Origin of the sequence: Robertkochia flava (assembly GCF_020166515.1) — a bacterium.
GTDB classification, from domain to species: domain Bacteria; phylum Bacteroidota; class Bacteroidia; order Flavobacteriales; family Flavobacteriaceae; genus Robertkochia; species Robertkochia flava.
In genome coordinates this window covers 435,685-457,743 of sequence record NZ_JAINZT010000006.1, presented here as the reverse complement: position 1 = coordinate 457,743, position 22,059 = coordinate 435,685, and the positions used below count along the sequence as shown (strand labels likewise).

At 45.0% G+C, this 22,059-nt stretch carries 19 protein-coding genes; 7 read left to right on the top strand and 12 right to left on the bottom strand.

The window, feature by feature from the left end; all coding sequences use genetic code 11:
* Nucleotides 1–4 precede the first annotated feature (4 nt).
* A complete protein-coding gene (locus tag K7R11_RS11160) occupies nt 5–1,339 on the top strand; it encodes a GntP family permease (protein ID WP_224490806.1) in 1,335 nt (444 codons plus the stop codon).
* On the opposite strand, the gene K7R11_RS11155 is transcribed toward K7R11_RS11160, so the two are convergent.
* The 9 genes from K7R11_RS11155 to K7R11_RS11115 form a co-directional block, all read right to left on the bottom strand.
* Nucleotides 1,336–1,578: a DUF6095 family protein gene (locus K7R11_RS11155; RefSeq protein ID WP_224490805.1), complete on the bottom strand. Its 243-nt coding sequence runs from the start codon at nt 1,576–1,578 to the stop codon at nt 1,336–1,338. The two genes, K7R11_RS11160 and K7R11_RS11155, sit on opposite strands and share 4 nt — an antisense overlap.
* A gap of 150 nt (nt 1,579–1,728) precedes the next feature.
* Entirely contained in the window at nt 1,729–2,535 is an 807-nt protein-coding gene (locus K7R11_RS11150; RefSeq protein WP_224490803.1) for a DUF4249 family protein, read from the bottom strand.
* Between the two features lie 3 nt (nt 2,536–2,538).
* The gene (locus K7R11_RS11145; protein WP_224490801.1) at nt 2,539–4,941 is read right to left on the bottom strand and encodes a TonB-dependent receptor; all 2,403 of its coding nucleotides are present in this window, start codon (nt 4,939–4,941) and stop codon (nt 2,539–2,541) included.
* Nucleotides 4,942–5,046: 105 nt separating this feature from the next.
* Nucleotides 5,047–7,266, bottom strand: a complete 2,220-nt coding sequence (locus K7R11_RS11140; RefSeq protein WP_224490799.1) for an NADP-dependent isocitrate dehydrogenase — start codon at nt 7,264–7,266, stop codon at nt 5,047–5,049.
* Nucleotides 7,267–7,853: 587 nt separating this feature from the next.
* Nucleotides 7,854–8,204: a 50S ribosomal protein L19 gene (rplS, locus tag K7R11_RS11135; RefSeq protein WP_224490797.1), complete on the bottom strand. Its 351-nt coding sequence runs from the start codon at nt 8,202–8,204 to the stop codon at nt 7,854–7,856.
* Nucleotides 8,205–8,325: 121 nt separating this feature from the next.
* On the bottom strand, nt 8,326–9,003 hold the full coding sequence (gene trmD / locus K7R11_RS11130) for a tRNA (guanosine(37)-N1)-methyltransferase TrmD (protein ID WP_224490796.1): 678 nt from the start codon (nt 9,001–9,003) through the stop codon (nt 8,326–8,328).
* Between the two features lie 108 nt (nt 9,004–9,111).
* Complete coding sequence (locus K7R11_RS11125) at nt 9,112–9,729, bottom strand: tRNA (guanine-N1)-methyltransferase (RefSeq protein ID WP_224490794.1); 618 nt, start codon at nt 9,727–9,729, stop codon at nt 9,112–9,114.
* 109 nt (nt 9,730–9,838) lie between these two features.
* A complete protein-coding gene (locus K7R11_RS11120; protein ID WP_262899809.1) occupies nt 9,839–11,290 on the bottom strand; it encodes a glyceraldehyde-3-phosphate dehydrogenase in 1,452 nt (483 codons plus the stop codon).
* A gap of 141 nt (nt 11,291–11,431) precedes the next feature.
* On the bottom strand, nt 11,432–12,829 hold the full coding sequence (locus K7R11_RS11115) for a trypsin-like peptidase domain-containing protein (RefSeq protein WP_224490792.1): 1,398 nt from the start codon (nt 12,827–12,829) through the stop codon (nt 11,432–11,434).
* 135 nt (nt 12,830–12,964) lie between these two features.
* Here K7R11_RS11115 and dapF point away from each other — a divergent pair, with 135 nt between their 5' ends.
* The 4 genes from dapF (at nt 12,965) to K7R11_RS11095 (ending at nt 16,064) form a co-directional block, all read left to right on the top strand.
* A complete protein-coding gene (dapF, locus tag K7R11_RS11110; RefSeq protein WP_224490791.1) occupies nt 12,965–13,747 on the top strand; it encodes a diaminopimelate epimerase in 783 nt (260 codons plus the stop codon).
* On the top strand, nt 13,744–14,274 hold the full coding sequence (locus K7R11_RS11105; RefSeq protein ID WP_224490788.1) for a GNAT family N-acetyltransferase: 531 nt from the start codon (nt 13,744–13,746) through the stop codon (nt 14,272–14,274). The genes dapF and K7R11_RS11105 overlap by 4 nt, the downstream gene beginning before the upstream one ends.
* Nucleotides 14,264–15,307: an endolytic transglycosylase MltG gene (mltG, locus tag K7R11_RS11100; RefSeq protein WP_224490786.1), complete on the top strand. Its 1,044-nt coding sequence runs from the start codon at nt 14,264–14,266 to the stop codon at nt 15,305–15,307. Before K7R11_RS11105 ends, mltG begins: the two co-directional genes overlap by 11 nt.
* Nucleotides 15,308–15,572: 265 nt before the next feature.
* On the top strand, nt 15,573–16,064 hold the full coding sequence (locus K7R11_RS11095; RefSeq protein WP_317196478.1) for a lysozyme family protein: 492 nt from the start codon (nt 15,573–15,575) through the stop codon (nt 16,062–16,064).
* Between the two features lie 64 nt (nt 16,065–16,128).
* Here K7R11_RS11095 and K7R11_RS11090 read toward each other — a convergent pair whose 3' ends face one another.
* Genes K7R11_RS11090 through dnaA form a run of 3 tightly spaced genes read right to left on the bottom strand, consistent with a single transcriptional unit; the run spans nt 16,129 to nt 18,782 of the window.
* On the bottom strand, nt 16,129–16,854 hold the full coding sequence (locus K7R11_RS11090; RefSeq protein ID WP_224490783.1) for an SAM-dependent methyltransferase: 726 nt from the start codon (nt 16,852–16,854) through the stop codon (nt 16,129–16,131).
* 42 nt (nt 16,855–16,896) lie between these two features.
* Nucleotides 16,897–17,355 (bottom strand): low molecular weight protein-tyrosine-phosphatase, encoded by a 459-nt coding sequence (locus K7R11_RS11085; RefSeq protein WP_224490781.1) that lies wholly within the window; start codon nt 17,353–17,355, stop codon nt 16,897–16,899.
* A complete protein-coding gene (gene dnaA, locus K7R11_RS11080) occupies nt 17,355–18,782 on the bottom strand; it encodes a chromosomal replication initiator protein DnaA (protein WP_224490780.1) in 1,428 nt (475 codons plus the stop codon). The genes K7R11_RS11085 and dnaA overlap by 1 nt, the downstream gene beginning before the upstream one ends.
* 202 nt (nt 18,783–18,984) lie before the next feature.
* Between dnaA and K7R11_RS11075 the strand changes: the two genes are divergently transcribed.
* The gene (locus tag K7R11_RS11075) at nt 18,985–19,386 is read left to right on the top strand and encodes an acyl-CoA thioesterase (protein ID WP_224490778.1); all 402 of its coding nucleotides are present in this window, start codon (nt 18,985–18,987) and stop codon (nt 19,384–19,386) included.
* A 175-nt stretch (nt 19,387–19,561) separates the two neighbouring features.
* Nucleotides 19,562–22,057, top strand: coding sequence for a glycoside hydrolase family 9 protein (locus tag K7R11_RS11070; protein ID WP_224490776.1), 2,496 nt, complete (start codon nt 19,562–19,564; stop codon nt 22,055–22,057).
* Nucleotides 22,058–22,059: the final 2 nt, after the last annotated feature.

The window sequence follows — 22,059 nt, the reverse complement described above, 5'->3', positions numbered from 1 at the left end:
GCTAATGAATGTTTTTCTAATCCTTTTCCTGGTCATCCTTCTCATTATTTTCATGACCGTTCGCTTTAAATTGCACCCTGTGTTCTCCCTTACCGGGGCGGCCCTGTTGTCCGGGTTATTATTGGGATTTCTACCCGGAGCGTTGGTTGAGATCATCACCACAGGCTTTGGAAAGACCTTATCTGAGATCGGGCTGGTTATCGCTTTTGGTACCGTGATCGGAGTATTTCTCGAAAAAAATGGGGGTATGCAGCTCATTACCTCGAGATTGCTGAGAACCCTGCCTGAGAAATGGTCGCCAATGGCGATGAACCTGGTGGGGTTTATTATTTCCATTCCTGTATTCTGTGATTCAGGGTTCATTATTCTCTCTGCGCTGAATAAGGCATTGAGCAGGAAAACAGGTATTCCCCTTGTGGTATTTGCCGTCTGTCTCTCAACAGGGTTGTATGCAACCCATGTTTTTGTGCCTCCAACCCCGGGTCCGCTCGCTGCGGCTTCCGTACTTGGGGCAGATATTGGGTTGGTCATGCTCCTTGGGTTTGTTGTGGCAATACCGGTATCCTTTTCCGGAGTGGTGTGGGGGAGTATCCTGCAAAAACGTCATGCGAACGCTGCAGCGGAACAAGGAAAGGACTTTTCCGAAGCCCATTTTGAGATGAATGCCAAGGGTTCCCTGACCAGGGTGCTGCTTCCACTGATAACCCCTATTGTGTTGATCGGAGCTGCATCTGTGGCCGGGTACCCCGGAAATCCGCTTGAAGATAGTGCGCTAACCGCTGTGCTTGCCTTCCTGGGTTCTCCCGTGATCGCCTTGTTTATCGGGGCCATTCTCGCAATGCTATCCGGCATGGAATTATCCCTGAAGACGCGGGCGCAATGGATCAGTGAAGCCTTAAAGGATGCGGGATCCATTGTACTTATTACGGGAGCTGGTGGTGCTTTTGGAAATGTGCTGCGAAGTGCCGATCTGGGTCAAATCATGGAACAGGAGCTTAATCTGACTGGAGGCGGACTGTTGGTGGCTTTTGTTATTTCTGCTGTATTAAAATCGGCCCAGGGCTCGTCTACCGTTGCTATTATCACAACTGCAGCCATCATTTCACCCCTTATGATGCAATTTGGTCTTGAAGGCAGTACAGACACCGCCCTGACGGTCCTCGCCATTGGGGCCGGTGCATTGACCGTTTCCCATGTAAACGATAGTTATTTTTGGGTGGTAAGCCAGTTTTCGGATCTCAGTGTAAAACAGGCCCTGGGTAGTCATACTTTAGCTACCCTGTTCCAGGGAATTACAGGAATACTGGTAATACTGGCAATGAAGATGCTCTTAGGTTAATCCTTGCCGTCTTTTCTTTCTCCAAAAAATGACCTCATGATCACTCGGATGCTGTAGAAACCCATTCCTATAGCAGCAATGGCAAGAAGGATCCCAAAAATGAGCACCGGCCAGTACCAGGGATGTGTCTGGTTTTTAAATGCCTGGTAGATCACCACGGGAGCCATAAACATCATGAGCATGGTGTAGGCAAAATATTTAAGACTTTTTAAAAACAGGTCTCGATTGGTTCTTTTCATTTTCAGGATAAAAGGTATCGTGTGAACAAAGTATTTGTACCTCTGCAAAAGTAATTAGTTTTCCGGGTTATTGAAACCCGGAAAACGTGTGTTACCCTTTTTATGATCGTTAAGTTCTGCAACAGTCCTGCATGCCCCATGGTATTCCTGTTATTCAACGATCAGGGTTTGTGAATAGGATTCAAGGACGGCAAAATACCCCAGAGCAAAATTCATTGAGGTGTCATTCGGACCAACAATATTACCTCGTGCTGCTGAGACGGGAGTCTGGAAAGGAGTTAAGCCCTGTTCCCCGCTCAGTTCCAGTACCTGATTCATATAGTTTATAAACTCCTGGTTGGCTCCCAACAGGTATACCTCCAGGGTATCCCCGGGTATGGCCTTTCCATGGAAATAGGAGAATTCAAAATACTGGCCGGGATAGAACGTGTCTTCAGAAGTGAAATACTCTCCCTGGTCATAATCCAAAAGGTAATAGTTGGTCTGATCAGCAGGGTCCTCATACCCGATGATAATCTCTATATCTTCGTCGTCAAATAGGGACGAAGTTCCTTGTTCCAGTTTAACGATAGGAGTGGAAGGTGCAAATTCGTTGATCGCAGTATACAATATGCCGTTGTATGTTATCTGTAGTTCCAGAGTACCTGAGGTGAGTACATCGGTATCTGCCACGGCCGAATATACACCGTTATTCCCCTCTGCGGGTAAAAGGATGTTTTGACCGGTATCGACGTTCAGAAGGCTTACGGAGGCATCGTTTACCGCAGTATTATCTTCAAAGAAATTGCTGGAAAGCAGCAGTTTTACGCTCACCCGGTTGGAAGGACTTTCTGAGTCGACCCTCAGCAGGGCATCTACTACCAGTCGGGGTTCAGGATCGTTCAGATCAATATCAACAACATCTTCACAGGATGTAAAGAGCAAAAGAAATATATATAGAATGAAAAACCTTCTCATGACTTAAAAGTTAAAATTATAGGTTACCGAGGGAACGATCCCGAAAATGGCAGTTCTTACCGCTTCGTTATTGCCGCTGTCTGTATTTCTGCGGAAGTTAATGGAAGCCGCATTTTTTCGATTGTACGCATTGTAAATACTGAAAACCCATTCTCCCTGCCACCTGCGCTCCCCGTTTTTATCCGGGGTGAGGGAAACGGAAAGATCCAGGCGGTGGTAATCCGGAAGCCGCACCTCGTTGCGAAGTCCGTAATAGGGTACACTTAATCCCTGAAATTCAAATTGCCCTATCGGGTAATTTGTGGGTTGCCCGGTTTGATATATGAAATTGGCATTCATCTTCCATTTTCTGTTGAACTGATAGCTGCCGTAAAGAGAAATATCATGGGTTTTATCCCAGGGGGTGCTGTACCACTGCCCATTATTAATTCCCGGTTCTTCAACCGTGGTGCCGTTAAAGTCTACCGAACCTCTTCCCGGTGTTCTTTGTTCTGAACGACTCAGGGTGTAGGCCAGCCAGCCCTTGAAATTTCCGGTATTCTTTCGCAAAAGAAATTCGACCCCGTAAGCCCTGGCCTCCCCGTTTAAGATAACGGTTTCTATATTCTCTTTGGCGATAAGATCGGCCCCGTCAATATAATCGATCCTGTTCCTGATCTTCTTGTAAAAAACCTCCGTTTCCAGGCTTAGTCCTGCATTGTTGAATTCTCTGAAGTATCCGGCAGCGATCTGATCTGAAAGCTGAGGCTTGATGAAGGGTCCGCTTGGCGTCCATACATCAAGTGGGGTTGGCGAACTGGTATTGGACAAAAGATGCAAGTATTGCGAAATTCGCATATAGCTCGCTTTAATCGCATTCTGATCGTCCCAGTGATAGGTGAGTGAAAACCTCGGTTCAAAATTCATGAAGGTTGCCAGGGAATTGCTTCTTTCCCCGGTAATAATATCCGTAGGCACGGCCTCCTTATAAATACCGGTCTCCGGATCGTAGAGCACCGGCAGATCATTTTCGTAGACGGCGATCTCGTCCTGCCCAAGACGGGTAAAATGACTCCATCGCAAACCGTACTGTATGCTCAACTCGTCTGTGATGCGCTGCTCGATGTCGCCATATACCGCGAGCTCGTTGGCATATTTTTTTGTGAGCTGGTCTTCTACAATACCTGAATCTTCCCGGTTTGGGATGATCTTTCCGGGATTAAACCCGTAGTAAATATTATTAAGCCCGAAATTGATCTGAATATTGTTATTGAGGTAGTACTTCAGATCGTATTTCAGGTTCATATTTTGAATTCCCGAATCCCATTCAAATCCTACAAAATCCAGTTCCAGTCCATAGTCGTAGTCCGAATAGATCAAAGAGAGGTTCGAGAAGAGCTTTTCAGAAAAAAGATGATTCCACCTGAAATTGAATACCGCATTCCCGTAATAATTTATAAAACGATCTTCAATACTGAAGCGGTCACGTCCGAAGTAGCCGGAGAAATAGATATTGTTGTTGGGATTGAGCTTAAAGCTGATCTTGGTATTAAGATCATAAAAGCTGGCGGAATTATTGATATCGAACAGGGGCAGAAAGAGATGTGCATAAGAGCTTCTTCCACCCAATAAAAATGAGGAACGCTCTTTAGTGATCGGGCCTTCTACCAAAAGCCGGGAAGCGACCAGCCCAATCCCACCGTTCACCTTAAAGTCGTTTTTATTCCCTTCCTTCTGGTAGATGTCCAGTACAGAAGAAACACGGCCTCCATAGCGGGCAGGAATACCTCCCTTGTACAGTTTTATGTCTTTGATGGCATCGGGATTGAATACCGAGAAAAATCCGAAGAGGTGTGAGGAATTAAAGATAATAGCTTCGTCAAGTAAGATCAGGTTTTGATCTGCTGCACCCCCCCGAACATTGAATCCTGAAGCGCCTTCACCTCCGTTGGACACTCCGGGTAAGAGTACCAGAGATCGCAGTACATCTGCTTCCCCGAGGACAACGGGTATATTTTTAATCGTAGTAGATTTCAGGGCATTAACACTCATTTGAGGCTGATTGATCTCCAGGCGCTCGGTATCCTCGCTCACCACGACTTCGTCGAGTAGTTCTGTATTTTCTTCCAGTTGGATGTCGAGTCTGAGGTTGCCTTGAAGATCGATCTCCCTGGAAACGCTTTTAAAACCCAGGGCAGAAATGATAATCGTGTACTTACCTTTGGGCAGGGTTAAAGAATAGAATCCATATTCGTTGGTTGCGGTTCCCTGGCGGGTTCCCTCAGCAAGAATGGTGGCGCCGATAACCGATTCCGTGGTGTTGCGTTCAGAAACCTCTCCACTTATGGTATAGGTTTCCTGGGCGGCGATCCGGGGAGCCTGAATCAAGATCAGGATCAAGCTGAAAAGCCTGAAAACTTTTTGCATAACTTTTTTGCGATAAAGTTAAACAGAATTTATCAGAAGTATCCTATCCCTTAAATGAAAAAGGCCTGATGTAAAATCAGGCCTTTTTTGCTTTTTCTGACAGGATTATAACCTGTTCAGGATATCATTTAATAAGGTGCTTGGCCTCATAGCCCTGCTGGCCTTTTCTTCCTCGGGAAGGTAATAGCCTCCAATATCCACAGGGTGCCCCTGTGCTTCACTGAGCTCGGCAACTATGGCCTTCTCATTTGCCGTTAGCGCTTCTGCTATCGGCTTAAAGGCTTCCTGAAGCTCGGAGTTGGCGGTTTGTGTAGCCAGCTCCTGAGCCCAGTACATGCTCATGTAGAAGTGGCTGCCCCTGGTGTCCAACTGACCTACTTTTCGCTTAGGAGATTTGTCATTATCAAGGAATTTTTCTGTAGCCTTGTCCAGAGCCTCGGCCAGAACAAGAGCTTTTGGATTGTTGTTCTTATTTCCGAAATGCTCTAAAGAAACGGCTAGCGCCAGGAACTCTCCAAGAGAATCCCATCTCAGGTGTCCTTCTTCCACGAACTGCTGTACGTGTTTCGGAGCAGAACCCCCGGCACCGGTCTCAAACAAGCCCCCGCCATTCATTAACGGAACAATCGAAAGCATTTTAGCACTTGTTCCCACCTCAAGGATAGGAAAGAGGTCCGTTAGGTAATCTCTTAAAACGTTTCCGGTTACAGAAATCGTGTCCTTACCTTCTTTAATACGCTGTAAGGTGTAAAGGGTAGCTTCTTTTGGAGCGAGAATCTTGATTACAAGACCTTCAGTATCGTGATCCTTTAAGTAGGTCTCCACCTTTTTGATCAGTTCTGCATCATGAGCCCTGTCCTTGTCCAGCCAGAAAACGGCCGGTGTATTGGTGGCTCTCGCTCTGCTTACCGCGAGTTTTACCCAATCCTGAATCGGAAGGTCTTTTACCTGGCACATTCTCCAGATATCTCCTTCTTCCACCTTATGCTCGAGGATAACCTCTCCTGCCTTATTTTTTACCTGTACGGATCCGGCTTCCGGAATCTCAAAGGTTTTGTCGTGTGAACCGTATTCCTCGGCCTTTTGAGCCATAAGCCCGATATTAGGAACGGTACCCATGGTTGTTGGATCAAAAGCCCCGTTTTCCTTACAGAAATCTATAGTGGCCTGGTATACCCCGGAGTAACTGCTGTCTGGAATTACGGCTTTGGTATCCTGAGCTTTCCCCTCTGCATTCCACATTTGTCCTGAATTTCTGATCATAGCAGGCATTGATGCATCGATAATTACATCACTTGGTACATGCAGGTTGGTGATGCCTTTGTCTGAATTCACCATTGCCAGATCCGGTCGCTGCTCCATGATCTGTTGGATCTTATTTACGATGGCGTCTTTGGTCTCAACGGGAAGTTGGTTTACTTTATCCATCAGATCTCCGAGGCCGTTATTTTCATTAACCCCGATTTTCTGGAAGGTATCCTTAAATTCTGCAAACAACGGCTTGAAAAATATGCGAACGGCATGACCGAAAATAATGGGGTCAGAAACCTTCATCATGGTCGCCTTCATATGCAGTGAAAAAAGTACACCCTGCTCTTTGGCATCTTCCATCTGGTTCTCCAGAAACTGTACAAGGGCATTTTTACTCATCACACTGGCATCGATAACCTCTCCTTTAAGCACCTTGAGATGATCTTTAAGCACGGTGTTCTTTCCTTCCTTATTGATCAGGTTGATGGAAAGCTCATCGTTTTGCCCCAGTGTCAGTGATTTTTCGGTATGCCTGAAGTCACCTTCCTCCATGGTGGCCACATGAGATTGTGAGCTCGCTGCCCATGCTCCCATGGAATGCGGATTTTTTCTGGCGTAATTCTTAACTGCCTTAGGAGCTCTTCGGTCAGAGTTTCCTTCCCTAAGAACAGGATTTACGGCACTACCTTTTACACTGTCAAAACGTGCCTTGATCTCTTTCTCTTCTTCGCTCTGGGGATTATGTGGGTAATCCGGGATGTTAAAGCCCTTGGCCTGTAACTCTTCAATAGCATCTTCCAGCTGCGGGATGGATGCACTGATATTGGGGAGCTTAATAATGTTGGCTTCGGGTTGTTTGGCAAGTTCTCCCAATTGATGTAAAGCATCAGGGTGAGCTTCCTGAAGACGGTCTGGGAAAACGGCCAGAATTCTTCCGGCAAGAGAAATGTCTGCGGTTTCTATATTGATGTCTGACGAGGCTGTAAATGCTTTTACCACGGGTAGCCAGGAGTAGGTAGCCAGTGCCGGGGCTTCATCAGTCTTAGTGTAAAAAATTGTTGGTTTATGTGCCATGTATCTTTAGAACTTATTTTATTAAACTGCGCAAATATACAATTTTAAGTCTGTTTCCGGTAGCGGGATTGCGAGGTAGAAAGGAAAACAATGTGGCGGGCATAAAAAACAAAAGCCATATCATGACTTGAATGAGATGATATGGCTTTTTTGGAAACAGTCAATTACATTTATTAACTCTACAATTAATTCAACTACACTGATCGACTATTTCCTGTTTGAGATAATATTTATACCTATAAATGGTATAACTAAGATCTCTGCTATTGACAATTCAATTTCCTACTCTTTCAGCCTCTTCCGATGCTGAAGTTTCGGCACTGACCATTCAATTCAATGAATGATTCAAACTTTCTGTGGAATCCTTCACTACTGTGGGTAGCAGAAATTCTTCGAGACCTAATTAAATCGCAATACTTTATTATGAATAAGAACTTTTTACTGATTGCAAAGTAGTTATAAAATTCTATAAATCAGCACTTTGCGTGTTAAAAAATATCAACAATTTGCCATGGTGTGCAAGGCAGTGGTTATCAACAAAAAAATCCCGCACAGGGCGGGATTTCTTTTTATGATAAATCGGATACTTAAGAACGTACCTCTTTGATTCTCGCTTTCTTACCGGTAAGCCCTCTGAAATAGTAGATACGAGCTCTGCGTACTTTACCACGCTTGTTGATCTCGACCTTTTGAAGCGCCGGCATGTTGATTGGGAAAATCCTTTCAACACCAACAGTTCCAGACATTTTTCTGATGGTAAAGGTTTCTGTAAGACCAGTACCTCTTCTCTGGATAACTACCCCTCTGAAGAACTGAGTACGGGTTTTTTCACCTTCTTTAATCTCGTAATAAACAGTGATCGTGTCTCCAGCAGAGAATTCAGGAAATTCTTTTTTTTCTACAAACTCATCCTGAACAAATTTTACTAAAGCTTCCATTTTGCTATTTTTAGAATTATATCATACCAACATTCACGATTATCGCCAGAGGTTGATCTGAAATTGGATGCAAAAATAATTATTTAATTTTAATTTACAATTCTTTCCGCTTCAAAAACCTTTAGTCTTCCAAAAGATCCGGCCTCCGCGATCGGGTACGCTCCAGGGCCTGCTGTTCTCTCCAGGCTTCGATCTTTGCAAAATTACCGCTTAGCAGCACTTCCGGTACCTTCATGCCCTTGTAATCCGATGGCCTGGTGTACACCGGAGGGGCCAGCAGGTTGTCCTGGAAAGAGTCGGTAAGGGCCGATGTTTCATTGTTTAACACTCCCGGAATCAGGCGTATAACCGCATCACACAAAACCGCAGCACCCAGCTCTCCTCCGGAAAGCACGTAATCGCCTATGGAGATTTCCCGGGTAATGAATCGGTCTCTTACTCTTTGATCTACGCCTTTATAGTGCCCACAAAGGATCATCAGGTTCCCTTTCAGCGAAAGTTCGTTAGCGATCCCCTGGTTCAGGGTAACCCCGTCCGGGGTCATATAAATAATCTCGTCATAGGTGCGTTGCGCCTGTAACCCGGTAATGCATTTGTCTATGGGTTCGATCATCATGACCATGCCCGCCCCACCGCCAAACTGATAGTCGTCTACGGTTTTGTACTTGTTGGTGGTATAGTCGCGCAGGTTGTGAAAATGTACCTCGACCAACCCTTTTTCTATAGCTCTTTTTAAAATAGAGGCTTCAAACGGACTCTGAATTAGGTCGGGTAATACCGTAATGATGTCAATACGCATGGTTTCCGGTTTTTTGCAAAGATGCGAAATATTCCAGGGAGGAGAGGAGTGGTGCTCATAAAAAAACTCCCCGTTTGGGGAGTTTTCAAAGTAATGAGTCTGGATGACTTATTTCGATTTTTGCATCTTTTGCTTGTTGATCTCATCCTGCAGCTGTCTTCTGGCTTTTTGCTCTCGCTCCAAAGCTTTTCTGCGGTGTTCTTCATATTCCTGTTCCAGCTCGGCGAGTGATTGTTTCGCTTCCTGGGTAACCGCATTGGCATTTTTGAACTTGTAAATAAAAAGTAAAAGCACAAGGGTCAGTGCAGCTACAATACCCCACATGATGGACTTATAAACCGGCTTATCGATGAGTGATCCAAAAAAGGAAATACTGTCCTTTTCTTCGGTTACATTCGATAACTGGGCATTGGTATTGGCCAATTCCGTCTTCAACCCGTCGATCTCTGATTTCTGTTTGGAAGTGAGATCCTGGCTGGAGGCCAGTTCATTTTCCAGTCTTGCGATCGAATCCAGGGTGTTTTTCTTCAAAGTATTGAGCCATGCCGTTTTAACGACCTTATAATTACGGTAATTATTGGCCTCGGTCATAATGTACTCAAATTGCTTATCGATGCTTCCGTCATTTAAGGAGGGTTCCTCTTCCTTCTCCTGGGCCGAAACCACAACACTTAAAAATAGCGATAAGACTAAGGTTGTGAGCAAGTTCTTTCTGGTCTTCATCATGTCCTTGAAAAATTAGGTTTTGGGTTGCAAATTTATGTTTTTACTTGGTAACGGACATAATATTTACATATTGTTTTCGATCAAATAAAATATTTCAAGCTTTTGATTACTAGTAATATGTGAATCTTCTTACTTTCGCGATGTATTTAGCCAGTCGGATCACCTGCTGACTATATCCGTATTCATTATCATACCATATATAAAGGATGATATTTTCACCATCATCTGAAACCAGGGTCGCTTTACTGTCATAAATTGCAGGTGCCGAGGTGCCTACGATGTCGGACGATACCAACTCATTGTTCATGGAGTATTTGATCTGCTCTACCAGGTCTCCTTCAAGGGCGTATTTCTTAACGATGTTGTTGATCTCATCCCTGCTGGTGGCATTTTGCACCTGCAGATTAAGCACAACAAGAGATCCGTTTGGCACAGGAACCCTGATCGCATTGGAGGTAAGTTTTCCTTCCAGGGAAGGCAGGGCCTTTGAAACGGCTTTTCCGGCACCCGTCTCGGTGATCACCATATTCAGGGCAGCAGCTCTTCCTCTTCGGTATTTGTTATGCATATTGTCTACCAGGTTCTGGTCGTTGGTATAGGCATGGATGGTTTCCAGGTGGCCTTTTTCAACACCCAGGGTGTCTTCCACAACCTTCAGGATAGGGGTAATGGCGTTTGTCGTACAGGAGGCTGCTGAAAAGATAGCCGTAGTATCCGGGTCGTAATCGAGGTGGTTTACCCCATGTACGATGTTGGGAACTCCTTTTCCCGGAGCGGTCAGTAAAACCTTATTCGCTCCTTTTGATTTCAGGTGGCGTCCCAGGGCCTGCTCATCTCTGAAAGCTCCGGTATTATCAATAACCAGGGCATTTTCAATCCCGTATCGGGTGTAATCGATGTCTTCGGGCTGGTTCGCACTGATCACATATACACTGGTGTCATTTATGATCAGGGCCTTTTTCTCCATATCGATACTCACCGTGCCTGGGAAGTCGCCGTGTACAGAATCATAGGCCAGGAGTGAGGCTCTTTTTTCAAGGACCTCCCGGGTGATCTCTCCGCGGGTAACAATGGCTCTGAGCCTGAGTTGTGTGCCGCTTCCGGTTTTAAGCATAAGTTCTCTGGCAAGTAAACGCCCGATTCTCCCGAATCCGTAAAGTACCACATCCTTGGGTTCGATCTCCCCGTTGGTCCATGCACCTTTTAATTTATGGTGTACAAATTCATTGGCATCCTCCTTATGATTGTCTTCAAGATGATATTCATAGGTAAGTTTCCCGATATCAATCTTGGCTGCCGGTAAATTCATATCCCTGATGGCATAGGCAATTTCTACAGTATCAAAGATGGAAATGGGTTTTTCTACGAATTCAGCCGCATATTTATGCAGGTTCATCACCTCACTGATGCTTTTGTCGATCAGCTGATTTCTGAAGAGTACGAGTTCAATGGAATTCTCATACCAAAGGTCGCTTACAACCTTAATGAATTCTACTGCGGCTTTTCGTCGGTCTGCCTGAAAGGCCAGTTCTTTTTCGTAGGTAGTAGTTAAACTTATCATGTTTTTTGTGTTGTTTATAACATCTTATGATTTGGCGCAAAAGTATATATTTCAAACGTTTTCGTAAAATAATTTATTTAAAAAAAAAGGACCTGTTTTTCAGGTCCTTTACGCTTTGAATTATATCCGAAAAAGAGGTATTTAATCCTTTATATATATTCTTTCTCGTTCCCCTTTTTGATTTAAAATCAAAATGCTCAGGCTGCGATACTTGTTTAGATTAGACATTGCTGATTTAACATCATCGATCGATTCGGTTTTCATATCGTTGATAGCGATCAATAGTTTTCCTTCCAGGTCGGCTTCTTCCCAGTAAGGAGAGCTGTTAATGATCTTGACTCCTTCTGCATTTCTGAAATCTTTTCTGTCCTTATCGGATAGTTCCTTTACCGAAAGCCCAAGGTTTCTGATGTCGTAACTTGTATTTTTTAACAGGGTTACGGGAATCTCCATCCGGTCGCGATCCCGGAGAATGGCAAGAGAAATCCTGTCGTTCGGACGTTTGCTGCGCAGGTATCCGGTAAGGTCGGCGAACTTACTTATCTTGATTCCGTCAATCTCTTTAATAATATCTCCTTTTTTAAGGCCTGCGTTGTCTGCCCCGGAGTCTTCAATAATTTCCGCGATATAGATCCCTTCGGTCTCTTCGATTCCTAATTGATCGGTATCCAAATTTTTCAGGTCACTTCCCCGGATCCCTATATTGACCACCTGTACATCGCCGAATTCCATGATATCTTCCACGACCTTACGCGCAATATTACTGGGCACGGCAAAAGAATACCCGACATACGATCCGGTCTGGGAAGTAATGGCTGTATTGATACCCACCAGTTCCCCGCGGATATTTACCAGTGCTCCCCCGCTGTTTCCGGGATTTACCGCAGCATCGGTTTGTATAAAAGATTGAAACCTGCTGTCGGTTTCGTCAAGGTCCCGAGCCTTGGCACTAATGATTCCGGCAGTGACCGTAGAGGTCAGGTTAAACGGATTCCCCACAGCCAATACCCATTCACCAAGCCGGGTCTGGTCTGAATCTCCAAAAGGCAGGTAGGGCAGGTCTTCTTCGGTGTCTATCTTTAACAAGGCGATATCGGTTTCCGAGTCAGCTCCTATAAGTTCGGCATTATAGGTCTTGTTGTTGTTTAAAGTTATCTGGAGTTCCGAAGCGTTGGCAATCACATGGTTGTTAGTAACGATATAGCCATCAGGGGAAATAATGACACCTGAACCTGTACCCACCTGTGCTCTTTGTGCGCCTCCTGACCCGTAGTAAAAGTCAAACAGGCTGGTTGGTCCCCGGCTGATGGTGACATTTTTCACGTGCACCACAGCATGTACGGTATTTTCTGCAGCCGCGGTAAAATCGACATCTTCAGCATCCCATCCCGGAGCGGGAAGGGAAGTGTTCACAAAAGGAGAGGCTCCGTTAGTGTCATTAATGACCACCGGGGCAGGCTCAAAAAATAATTTATACGCTCCAAGTGTTACAGCGCCACTAATCAAAGCTAACAAAAATAAACTCGAAATTTTTTTCATGGTTTGCATCCTCGTTTTATGTTTGATTAACAATTAAAATTATAGATATATTATGTCTGAACTCTTGTTTTAACCGGACTTTAACAATGGAAATCCGCCTAACAATGTTGTATATTTGCAGCTTAACACAGCCTGATGAAACTTCATTTCTTTAAATACCAGGGAACGGGTAATGATTTTGTTATGATCGATAACCGTTCAATGAAATTTCCCAAAAATAATACCAAACTGGTCAGCCTGCTTTGTGACAGAAAATTTGGCATAGGTGCTGACGGACTGATACTGCTGGAAGAAGATGATGACACCGACTTCAGGATGGTGTATTATAATGCGGATGGAAATGAAAGTACCATGTGCGGGAACGGAGGAAGGTGCCTGGTGGCCTTTGCCCATTACCTGGGTGTTATTGGTAACAAAACAACCTTTATGGCTGTGGACGGGATTCATGAGGCTACCATTAGCGGCAAGGAAGTGAGTCTTGAAATGCAGGCAGTATCTAAGGTCGAGCATTTTCCCGGATTTAGTTTCCTGGATACAGGCTCTCCCCATCACGTACAAATGCATCCGCATCTGAAGGACCTGGATGTCAGGCAGGAAGGCTCCAGGTTGCGCTATAGCAAATACGGACAAGGGGGTAGTAATATTAACTTTGTGGAGAAACTGGAAGACGATCTGTTCGCAGTACGTACCTACGAACGTGGGGTGGAAGATGAAACCCTTTCCTGTGGTACCGGGGTTACAGCAGTTGCTCTTGCCATGTATGACCGTAAGCTTACCCAGGGCACTAAAGTTCGCCTGCAAACCCCCGGCGGGATGTTGTCGGTTTCCTTTGAGCCGACTACAGAAGGATATACTAAAGTTGTGCTGCAGGGGCCTGCGGTACAAGTGTTTGAAGGAACCATAGAATTAGAAATATGATCTCTTTAAAAGGCGATAACTGTTATCTCAGAGCCCTGGAACCCGAGGACCTGGAGGTGCTCTATATCCTGGAGAACGATGAAACAGTTTGGGAAGTAAGTGAAACGCTGGCTCCGTATTCCAAGTTTGTGCTTAAAGAATACCTGGCCAACAGTCATCGCGATATTTATGATGTAAAACAGTTGCGTCTGGCCATTTGCAATTATAAGCACCGGATACTTGGATTCATCGATCTTTATGATTTTAACCCCAGGAATAAGCGGGCCGGTATTGGTATTGTAATCCTGGATAAGGAAGACCGCAATAAGGGCGTGGGCAGGGAATCCCTGAAATTGCTGATGAATTACGCCTTCGGGGTTTTAGACCTGCATCAGGTCTATGCCAATATTAATGAAGACAACCTGGCCAGTATCCACCTATTTACCCGGCTGGGCTTTGAACAGGTGGGAGTAAAGCGAGACTGGACCTATGCAGGTGGAACCTATAAAAATGAATTATTATTTCAAAGAATAAAAGATGTACATTAAAAAAATACTACTCATCATTTCCCTTTTGGGGGTGATTGCCGGAGGAGTTTTTGTTTATAAGGTGTATACGGCTATATTTTCCCCAAATACTGCCTTTGAAAATGAGAAAGCATATGTTTATATCGCTTCCGACGACCGTTTCAGTGATGTCTATGAACAATTGTCACCCCTTTTGAAGAACCCTGAAAGTTTTGCAGATGTGGCTTCGAAAAAAGGGTATCCCGCGAACATTAAACCGGGTAGATTCCTTGTAAAGAAGGGGATGAATAACAATGAGATCGTGAATTCCATCCGAAGTCGTAATATTCCAATGGATATTTCCTTTAACAACCAGGAGCGTCTGGAGAATCTGGCCGGCAGGATTGCAGAGCAGATCGAGGCAGATAGTCTGGAATTACTGACCGCTTTTACCGACCGTGAATTCCTGGACCAAAATGGGTTTAATATGGAAACGGCTTTGGGTATGTATATTCCGAACACCTATGAATTTTTCTGGAATACAGGAGCAGAGGGTTTTCGTGACCGGATGTTGAAAGAATACAAGAGATTCTGGAACGAAGAGCGACTAAGCAGGGCAGAAGCCCTGAATCTGGACCCGTCAGAGATCATAGCCCTGGCGGCCATTGTTCAGAAGGAAACCGCCAAGGTGGATGAACGCCCCCGGGTGGCAGGAGTATACCTGAACCGTATCCGGAAAAAAATGCCCCTGCAGGCCGATCCTACCGTAATTTATGCCCTTAAAAAAGAAGCTGGTGATTTCAATATGGTCATAAAAAGGGTGCTGAATAAAGACCTTCAAACAGATTCTCCATACAATACCTATCGCAATCCCGGAATACCTCCGGGACCCATAGCCATGCCTGATATTTCTTCAATAGATGCAGTGCTCCATGCAGAGTCGCATAATTACCTGTATTTTGTGGCCGATACGAAGAATTTCGGATATCATAAATTCGCGAGGACCCTTGCGGAGCACAACCGGAACGCCAGGGAATACAGGCAATGGATTGACAGTCAGGGCGTTAATCGCTAAGTAGATTTTTTCTTACACTTCATCCGGAAGGCTTCGGGGGATCAAAAATAAAGTCTATATTTGTCGACCAAATTTTAAGCGCCAATTTGTAAAAAAATGGAGGCTTAAGAAACATCATTTTATGGGAAAACAAGTATTAAAATTAAATTTTTTAATAGCTGTTTTAATTTTAATCTTAAGTTTCGGTTTTTCTTATATAAAAAAGACCAACGACGTTCATTTAGTTTTTAGTGCAACACCACAACCCCTGAAATACGATGTTGCAATGACCCACGAGAAAAAGGAAACGGTAAATCCGCCTTTTCTCGGAAAATCCTTTAACGGATTTAAAGAAGCCCTGGCACACAGTGAGTCCAGGGGGAACTATTTTGTAGTTAACTCATTGGGATATATGGGGAAATATCAGTTTGGAGCCTCTGCCATGAAGGCAGTAGGCGTAACAAGCAAAGAGGAGTTTCTCAATAATCCTGAAATTCAGGAGAAGGCCTTTGAAGCCATCCTGCAGCGAAACAAGTGGATACTGCGTGATTACATCGAGCAGTACTCCGGAAAAACGGTAGGAGGTGTAAAGGTAACGGAATCCGGAATTCTGGCTGCCGCCCACCTGGCAGGAGCCCGCAATGTGAAGCGATTCCTGAGGTCCTACGGAGAGCAAGGCTTTAAGGATGCCTTTGGTACATCAATCCGGTATTACATGAGTAAATTCGCCGGGTATGACGTGTCGCATATCAAGCCTTTCCGAAAAGCTCGGATCTGATCTAAGTAAAAGAAAACAACTAACAACAGGAATAACCCGGTCTGAAAAGACCGGGTTATTTTTTTTACCGGGCATGAAGAATAAAAATCGCAGGCCGCTTATGTAATTCGGGTTGTCCTTTTGACCACTGGGCAATAGTTTTGGTAGCAATGTATTCGGAAGGCAGGGTAATATCTGCGGCTACACAAAGGCGGGTATCTTTTTTAAGATACTGGATGAGGTCTGCAAGCAGTTTGTCATTTCGGTAGGGGGTTTCAATAAAGGCCTGAGACTGGTTGAGCTCTTTTGACCGGCGTTCCAGTTGCCGGATCTCATTTTTTCGTTCTCCTTTATCAATGGGGAGGTATCCGTTAAAGGCAAAACTTTGACCGTTCATACCACTGGCCATCATGGCCAGGACAATGGATGAAGGTCCTACAAGGGGAATTACCCTGATCTGCCGCTCATGAGCGATCGCGACGATATCGGCTCCGGGATCTGCTATCCCCGGACAACCGGCCTCGGAAAGGATGCCTACATCGGCTCCTTCGAGGCATGGAGCAATAAATTCAGGGTACTCCTCCGGTCCTGTATATTTGTTAAGCACAAAAAGTTTCAGGGAGTCCTGGGATATTTTGGGGTGAATCCGCTTGATGAACCGGCGGGCAGTCTTTTCGTTTTCAACGATGAAATGCGTGGTATTTTCAACTACCTGTTTTACGGAAAGGGGAAGTACTTCCAAAGGTTCAACATCGCCTAAAGTGGTTGGAATAAGATATAGGTTTCCTTTTTCCTGTTGGGTGTCTTTCATACAGGCTGTTTATTTTCGAAGATACGAAATAATGGAGAGGGTTTACAAGACTTTGTCGAGGATGCGGTCGCAGGCCTGGTCCAACATGTTAAAGACGTTCTCAAAGCCCTGATCTCCGCCGTAATAGGGGTCGGGTACATCCATGTCCTGGCCGGGGTGCAGTTCGTTGAGGATCAGCGCTACCTTTTTGCGGGATGTTTCGTCAGGAGCCATATTCAGAATGTGCTGGTAGTTGCTCTTGTCCATGGCGTAGATGAGGTCAAAGTCGTGAAAGTCGGATACCGTAAATTGCCGCCCACGTTGTGAGCGAATATCAATACCGTACTTTCTTGCAATGGAAACTGACCTGGGATCAGGGGCTTCTCCGATATGATAATTTGAGGTGCCCGCCGAATCGACTTCGATTTTGTCGGCTGGTGCCTTGTGCCTGAGGATGCCTTCTGCTAATGGCGACCGGCAAATATTGCCAAGGCAAACCATAAGAACCCTCACCTGTGTCATTATTGGGCGAATTTTTTACTCAGGTCATCAATGTACTTGCGAAATTGCTTATCGGTTTCTGCCAGGTTGTCAACGGTTTTACAGGCGTGAAGTACCGTAGCGTGATCCCTTTTTCCGATTTGTGATCCGATACTGGCAAGAGAGGCCTTGGTATACTTCTTGGCAAAAAACATTGCCAGTTGGCGGGCCTGAACGATATGGCGCTTCCTGGTTTTTGACTGCAATGTTTCCACGTCCATTTGAAAATATTCTGAGATGACTTTCTGAATGTAATCAATGGAAACTTCTCTCTTGGTATTCTTTACAAATTTTTCAACGACCTGTTGAGCGAGTTCGAGAGTAACTTCCTTTTTGTTAAAGGAAGATTGCGCTATCAGGGAGATAATGGCTCCTTCGAGTTCTCTCACGTTGGTCTTGATATTCTGAGCCACACAGTTAACGATCTCGTCCGGCATCTCAACACCATCGCGATATAGCCTGTTCTTCAGGATGGAGATCCTGGTTTCGTAATCCGGACTTTGCAGCTCTGCAGAAAGTCCCCATTTAAACCTGGAGAGCAATCGCTGCTCTATGTCCTGCATATCAACCGGAGCTTTGTCTGAGGTCAGGATCACCTGTTTTCCATTCTGGTGAAGGTGATTGAAGATGTGAAAGAATACATCCTGGGTTCCCGATTTTCCCGAGAAGAACTGTACGTCGTCAATGATCAGGACATCGATAAGCTGATAAAAATGAATAAAATCGTTACGGGTATTCTTTTTAACGGATTCGATGTATTGCTGGGTGAATTTTTCAGCAGAAATATAGAGAACGGTTTTCTCCGGGTATTTATCCTTGATTTCGACCCCGATGGCATGCGCCAAATGGGTTTTCCCAAGACCTACGCCCCCGAATATGAGCAGCGGGTTAAAGGAAGTTCCTCCCGGCTTATTGGCTACTGCCAGACCGGCTGAACGCGCCAGGCGGTTGGAGTCGCCTTCCAGGAAGTTGTCGAAACTGTAATTAGGATTTAACTGAGATTCAATTTTGATATTGCGAATCCCCGGAATAACAAAAGGATTCTTAAGCTCGGGATTTTTATTCTTTACAGGAACGTCTAATTCCTGCGGAGTCATGTTGGCACGGTTGGAACTGGGAATGCTTTCCGTGTAAGGTTTTTTGTTTCCATAGGTGTTCTCCATGCGGATCACATAAACCAATTTCGCATTCTCTCCTAATTCTTTGGTAAGGGCTACTTTAAGCAATTTCACATAATGCTCCTCAAGCCATTCATAAAAGAATTTACTGGGTACTTGGATACTAAGGGCATTATCTGTTAATTTTACGGATTTAATGGGTTCAAACCATGTTTTGTAGGCCTGAGGTTGGATATTATCTTTTATGAACGTAAGACAATTCTTCCATACTGATTCCGCAGTTAAGTTCATTACCAGAATTAATTTTGTATAGTTAGTTAGGAAAGATAGTAGGCTGAAAACAACTCCGACACTATCCCATTTAGGTCAAACAAATATGTGAACAATTATTTTAAAAAAAAAATGAAATGGTGGTTGATTTTACCAAAATTTTTTCGCATACCCTTTAACTTTTTATTCACAGTTTCTGAAACTACAAAAATTCCTTTTTATAATGAAGAAAACTCATGAAATTAACATTAGAGTCCGCTATGGAGAAACCGACCAAATGGGAGTGGTCTATCACGCGAATTACGCACAATACCTGGAAGTAGCGAGGGTCGAGTGGTTGAGGGAGCTGGGGGTTTCCTACAAATGGATGGAGGAAAATGGGGTGATGCTCCCGGTAATTTCACTGCAATTAAATTATAAAAATCCCGCGCGTTATGATGACCTTCTTACGGTGGTTGTCGGACTTAAAAAGGACCCCGGAGTGAAGATCGAATTTGAGTATCTTGTATTAGATGAAAAGGGCAAAATTTTAGTTGAAGCGAATACCGTTTTAGCATTTGTTAATATGCAAACCGGGAAACCTATGAAGTGTCCGGATTATATACTTTCCAAACTTCAGGAGTAATAATATCATTTAGAAAATTTACGATACCTATCAGAATATTCTTTAAGCAATTGCCCCTCTGATTTAGGTAATTCCCTGTGCTGCAAAACAATGGCGTGTTTGTTTGTAAGAAAAAGATTTGTTTATTAGTGAAAAAATCGGATAAGATGTAATTTTACAGCTCAATCTTACCATTATGAGCAGAATCATTTGTCTTATTTTAAGCGTTCTTTGTTTATCAGCATTCGTTCCTGCAAGGGCACAGGAGTACCCGGCTTTCAGATTAAATCAGCTTGGTTACCTACCGGAGCATCCTAAATCGGCTTTTCTTCTTGCAGATTCCGTACCATCCGATGCGAGGGTTCCTCTTTTCGATAAGCTAACAGGGAGGAAAGTTGGTGATGTGGCGGTGCAACCGGCCCGGAAGGGCTATTATGAACTGGAGGAGCTATTTAGTCTTGATTTTTCCTTCCTTCGTACACCGGGGGTTTACTATTTCGAATGGAAGGGCATTAAAAGCCCGGATATCCGGATCGCTCAGGACGTCTATGCCGGCACAGCAGATTTTTTGCTTCAGTATATGAGGTCCCGCAGGTGTGGTTACAATCCGTACTTCGATAAAACCTGTCACGAGCATGATGGAGTAATTATATACCATCCGGAAAGGGAAGGAGAAAAGATCGATGTAACCGGGGGCTGGCACGATGCTTCAGATTACCTGCAGTACGTAACCACCTCTGCCAACGCTACTTTTCAGTTGTTATTCGCTTATGAACAAAATCCCCATGCTTTTTCAGACAGATACCAGGCTGACGGCCGTCCGGGCCCCAATGGGGTGCCAGATATCCTTGATGAGGCAAAATGGGGGCTGGACTGGTTAGTGAAAATGAATCCGGAACCGGGAGTGATGTTTCATCAAATAGCCGATGACCGCGATCACCGGAGCTTTGATCTTCCTTACCGGGATACCCTCGATTATGGTTTTGGCAAGGGGAAGGAAAGGCCTGTATATTTCGTAACCGGCCAACCCCAGGGGTTAATGGAGTATAAGAACCGTTCCAATGGGAAGGCCAATATTGCGGGGAAATTCGCCTCCTGTTTCGCTTTGGGTTCGGAATTGTTGAAGCCTTACTATCCGGATTTTGCGGCCGACCTTCTTCCGAAAGCGATTGCTGCCTATAAAGAAGGGGTAGCTTACCCGGGAGTATGTCAAACAGCACCCTGCAGGGCGCCTTATTTTTATGAAGAGGAGAACTGGGCAGATGATATGGAGCTGGCGGCAGCGCAGCTATACCGGCAAACTCAGCAAGCCTCCTATCTTAGGGATGCCTTTAAATTTGAAGCCATGGAGCCTGTAACCCCCTGGATGACCAGGGATACCGTGAGGCATTACCAGTATTATCCCTTTGTGAACCTGGGACATTATTACCTGGCGCCGGAAGAAAAGGGAGGGAAAGTGTTAAGGGATTTTGAACAGGGAATTCGCGAGAATGTGCAAAGAGGCCGATCCAATGTCTTTCAGAATGGAATTCCTTTTGTGTGGTGTTCCAATAACCTTGCAGCAGCAATGCTTACGCAATTTAGTCTTAGGAGTCGACTCCCGGGCGACCCGGCACCGGAAGAAGAAAAAACAGAGGCTGCGCTTCGCGATTGGTTGTTCGGGAAAAATCCCTGGGGTACCTCTATGGTGGTGGGCCTGCCGGCGCATGGCGATTACCCCTCAGATACCCATGCAGCCATTTCGCGTTTTACCCCTGACGAGCCCTGGGGAGGGCTGGTGGATGGACCGGTATACACGAGTATTTTCAAAAGTCTGAAAGGAGTAAAGCTTTCCGAAGCCGATGAATATGCCTCCTTCCAGACCAGTAAGGTCGTGTATCATGACGATTGGGCGGATTATTCCACCAATGAGCCCACGATGGATGGTACGGCCAGTCTTACGTATTACTTGTCGTCCCTGGCTCCTGAAGTGCCTGAAGCAGGCTATAAAAGAACACATCGGGGAGCTCTCATTAGTGGGGATACCCTCCAAAAGCGCATAGCGCTTATATTTACAGGACATGACAGGGCAGAAGGTTTTGAACAGGTGCATGAGGCCCTTCGGAAACACAGTGTGAAGGCCTCCTTTTTTCTAACCGGTGCATTTTACCGAAATCCGGAATTTAAACCGGTGATCACAACCCTGAAAGAGGAGGGGCATTACCTGGGGGCGCATTCAGATGGTCATTTGTTGTATTGCAGCTGGGAGAACAGGGATTCTCTTTTAGTTGATGAATCCGAATTTGCAGCTGACCTGAGAGCAAATTACCGGGCTATGGAAGAATTCGGGATCCAAAGAAAAGATGCCTATTTCTACCTGCCTCCTTATGAGTGGTATAACGACACCATTGCCAGTTGGACTTCGTCCTATGGATTGCGACTGATCAATCATACCCCGGGAACCAACAGCAACCAGGATTGGACGTATCCGGGGGGGGATGCTTCCTATTTTTCCAATTCCCGGATCTGGGACAACATTATGACCTACGAGCGGGAACACAGTTTAAATGGGTTCCACATGTTGATCCACTTTGGGACAGACCCCAGAAGAGTTGAAAAATTCTACGATCGCCTGGATGCGCTGATAACCGACTTAAAAAGCAAGGGGTATGAATTTGTAAGCATCGATGAGATGCATGAGGATGGCAAGTGAGT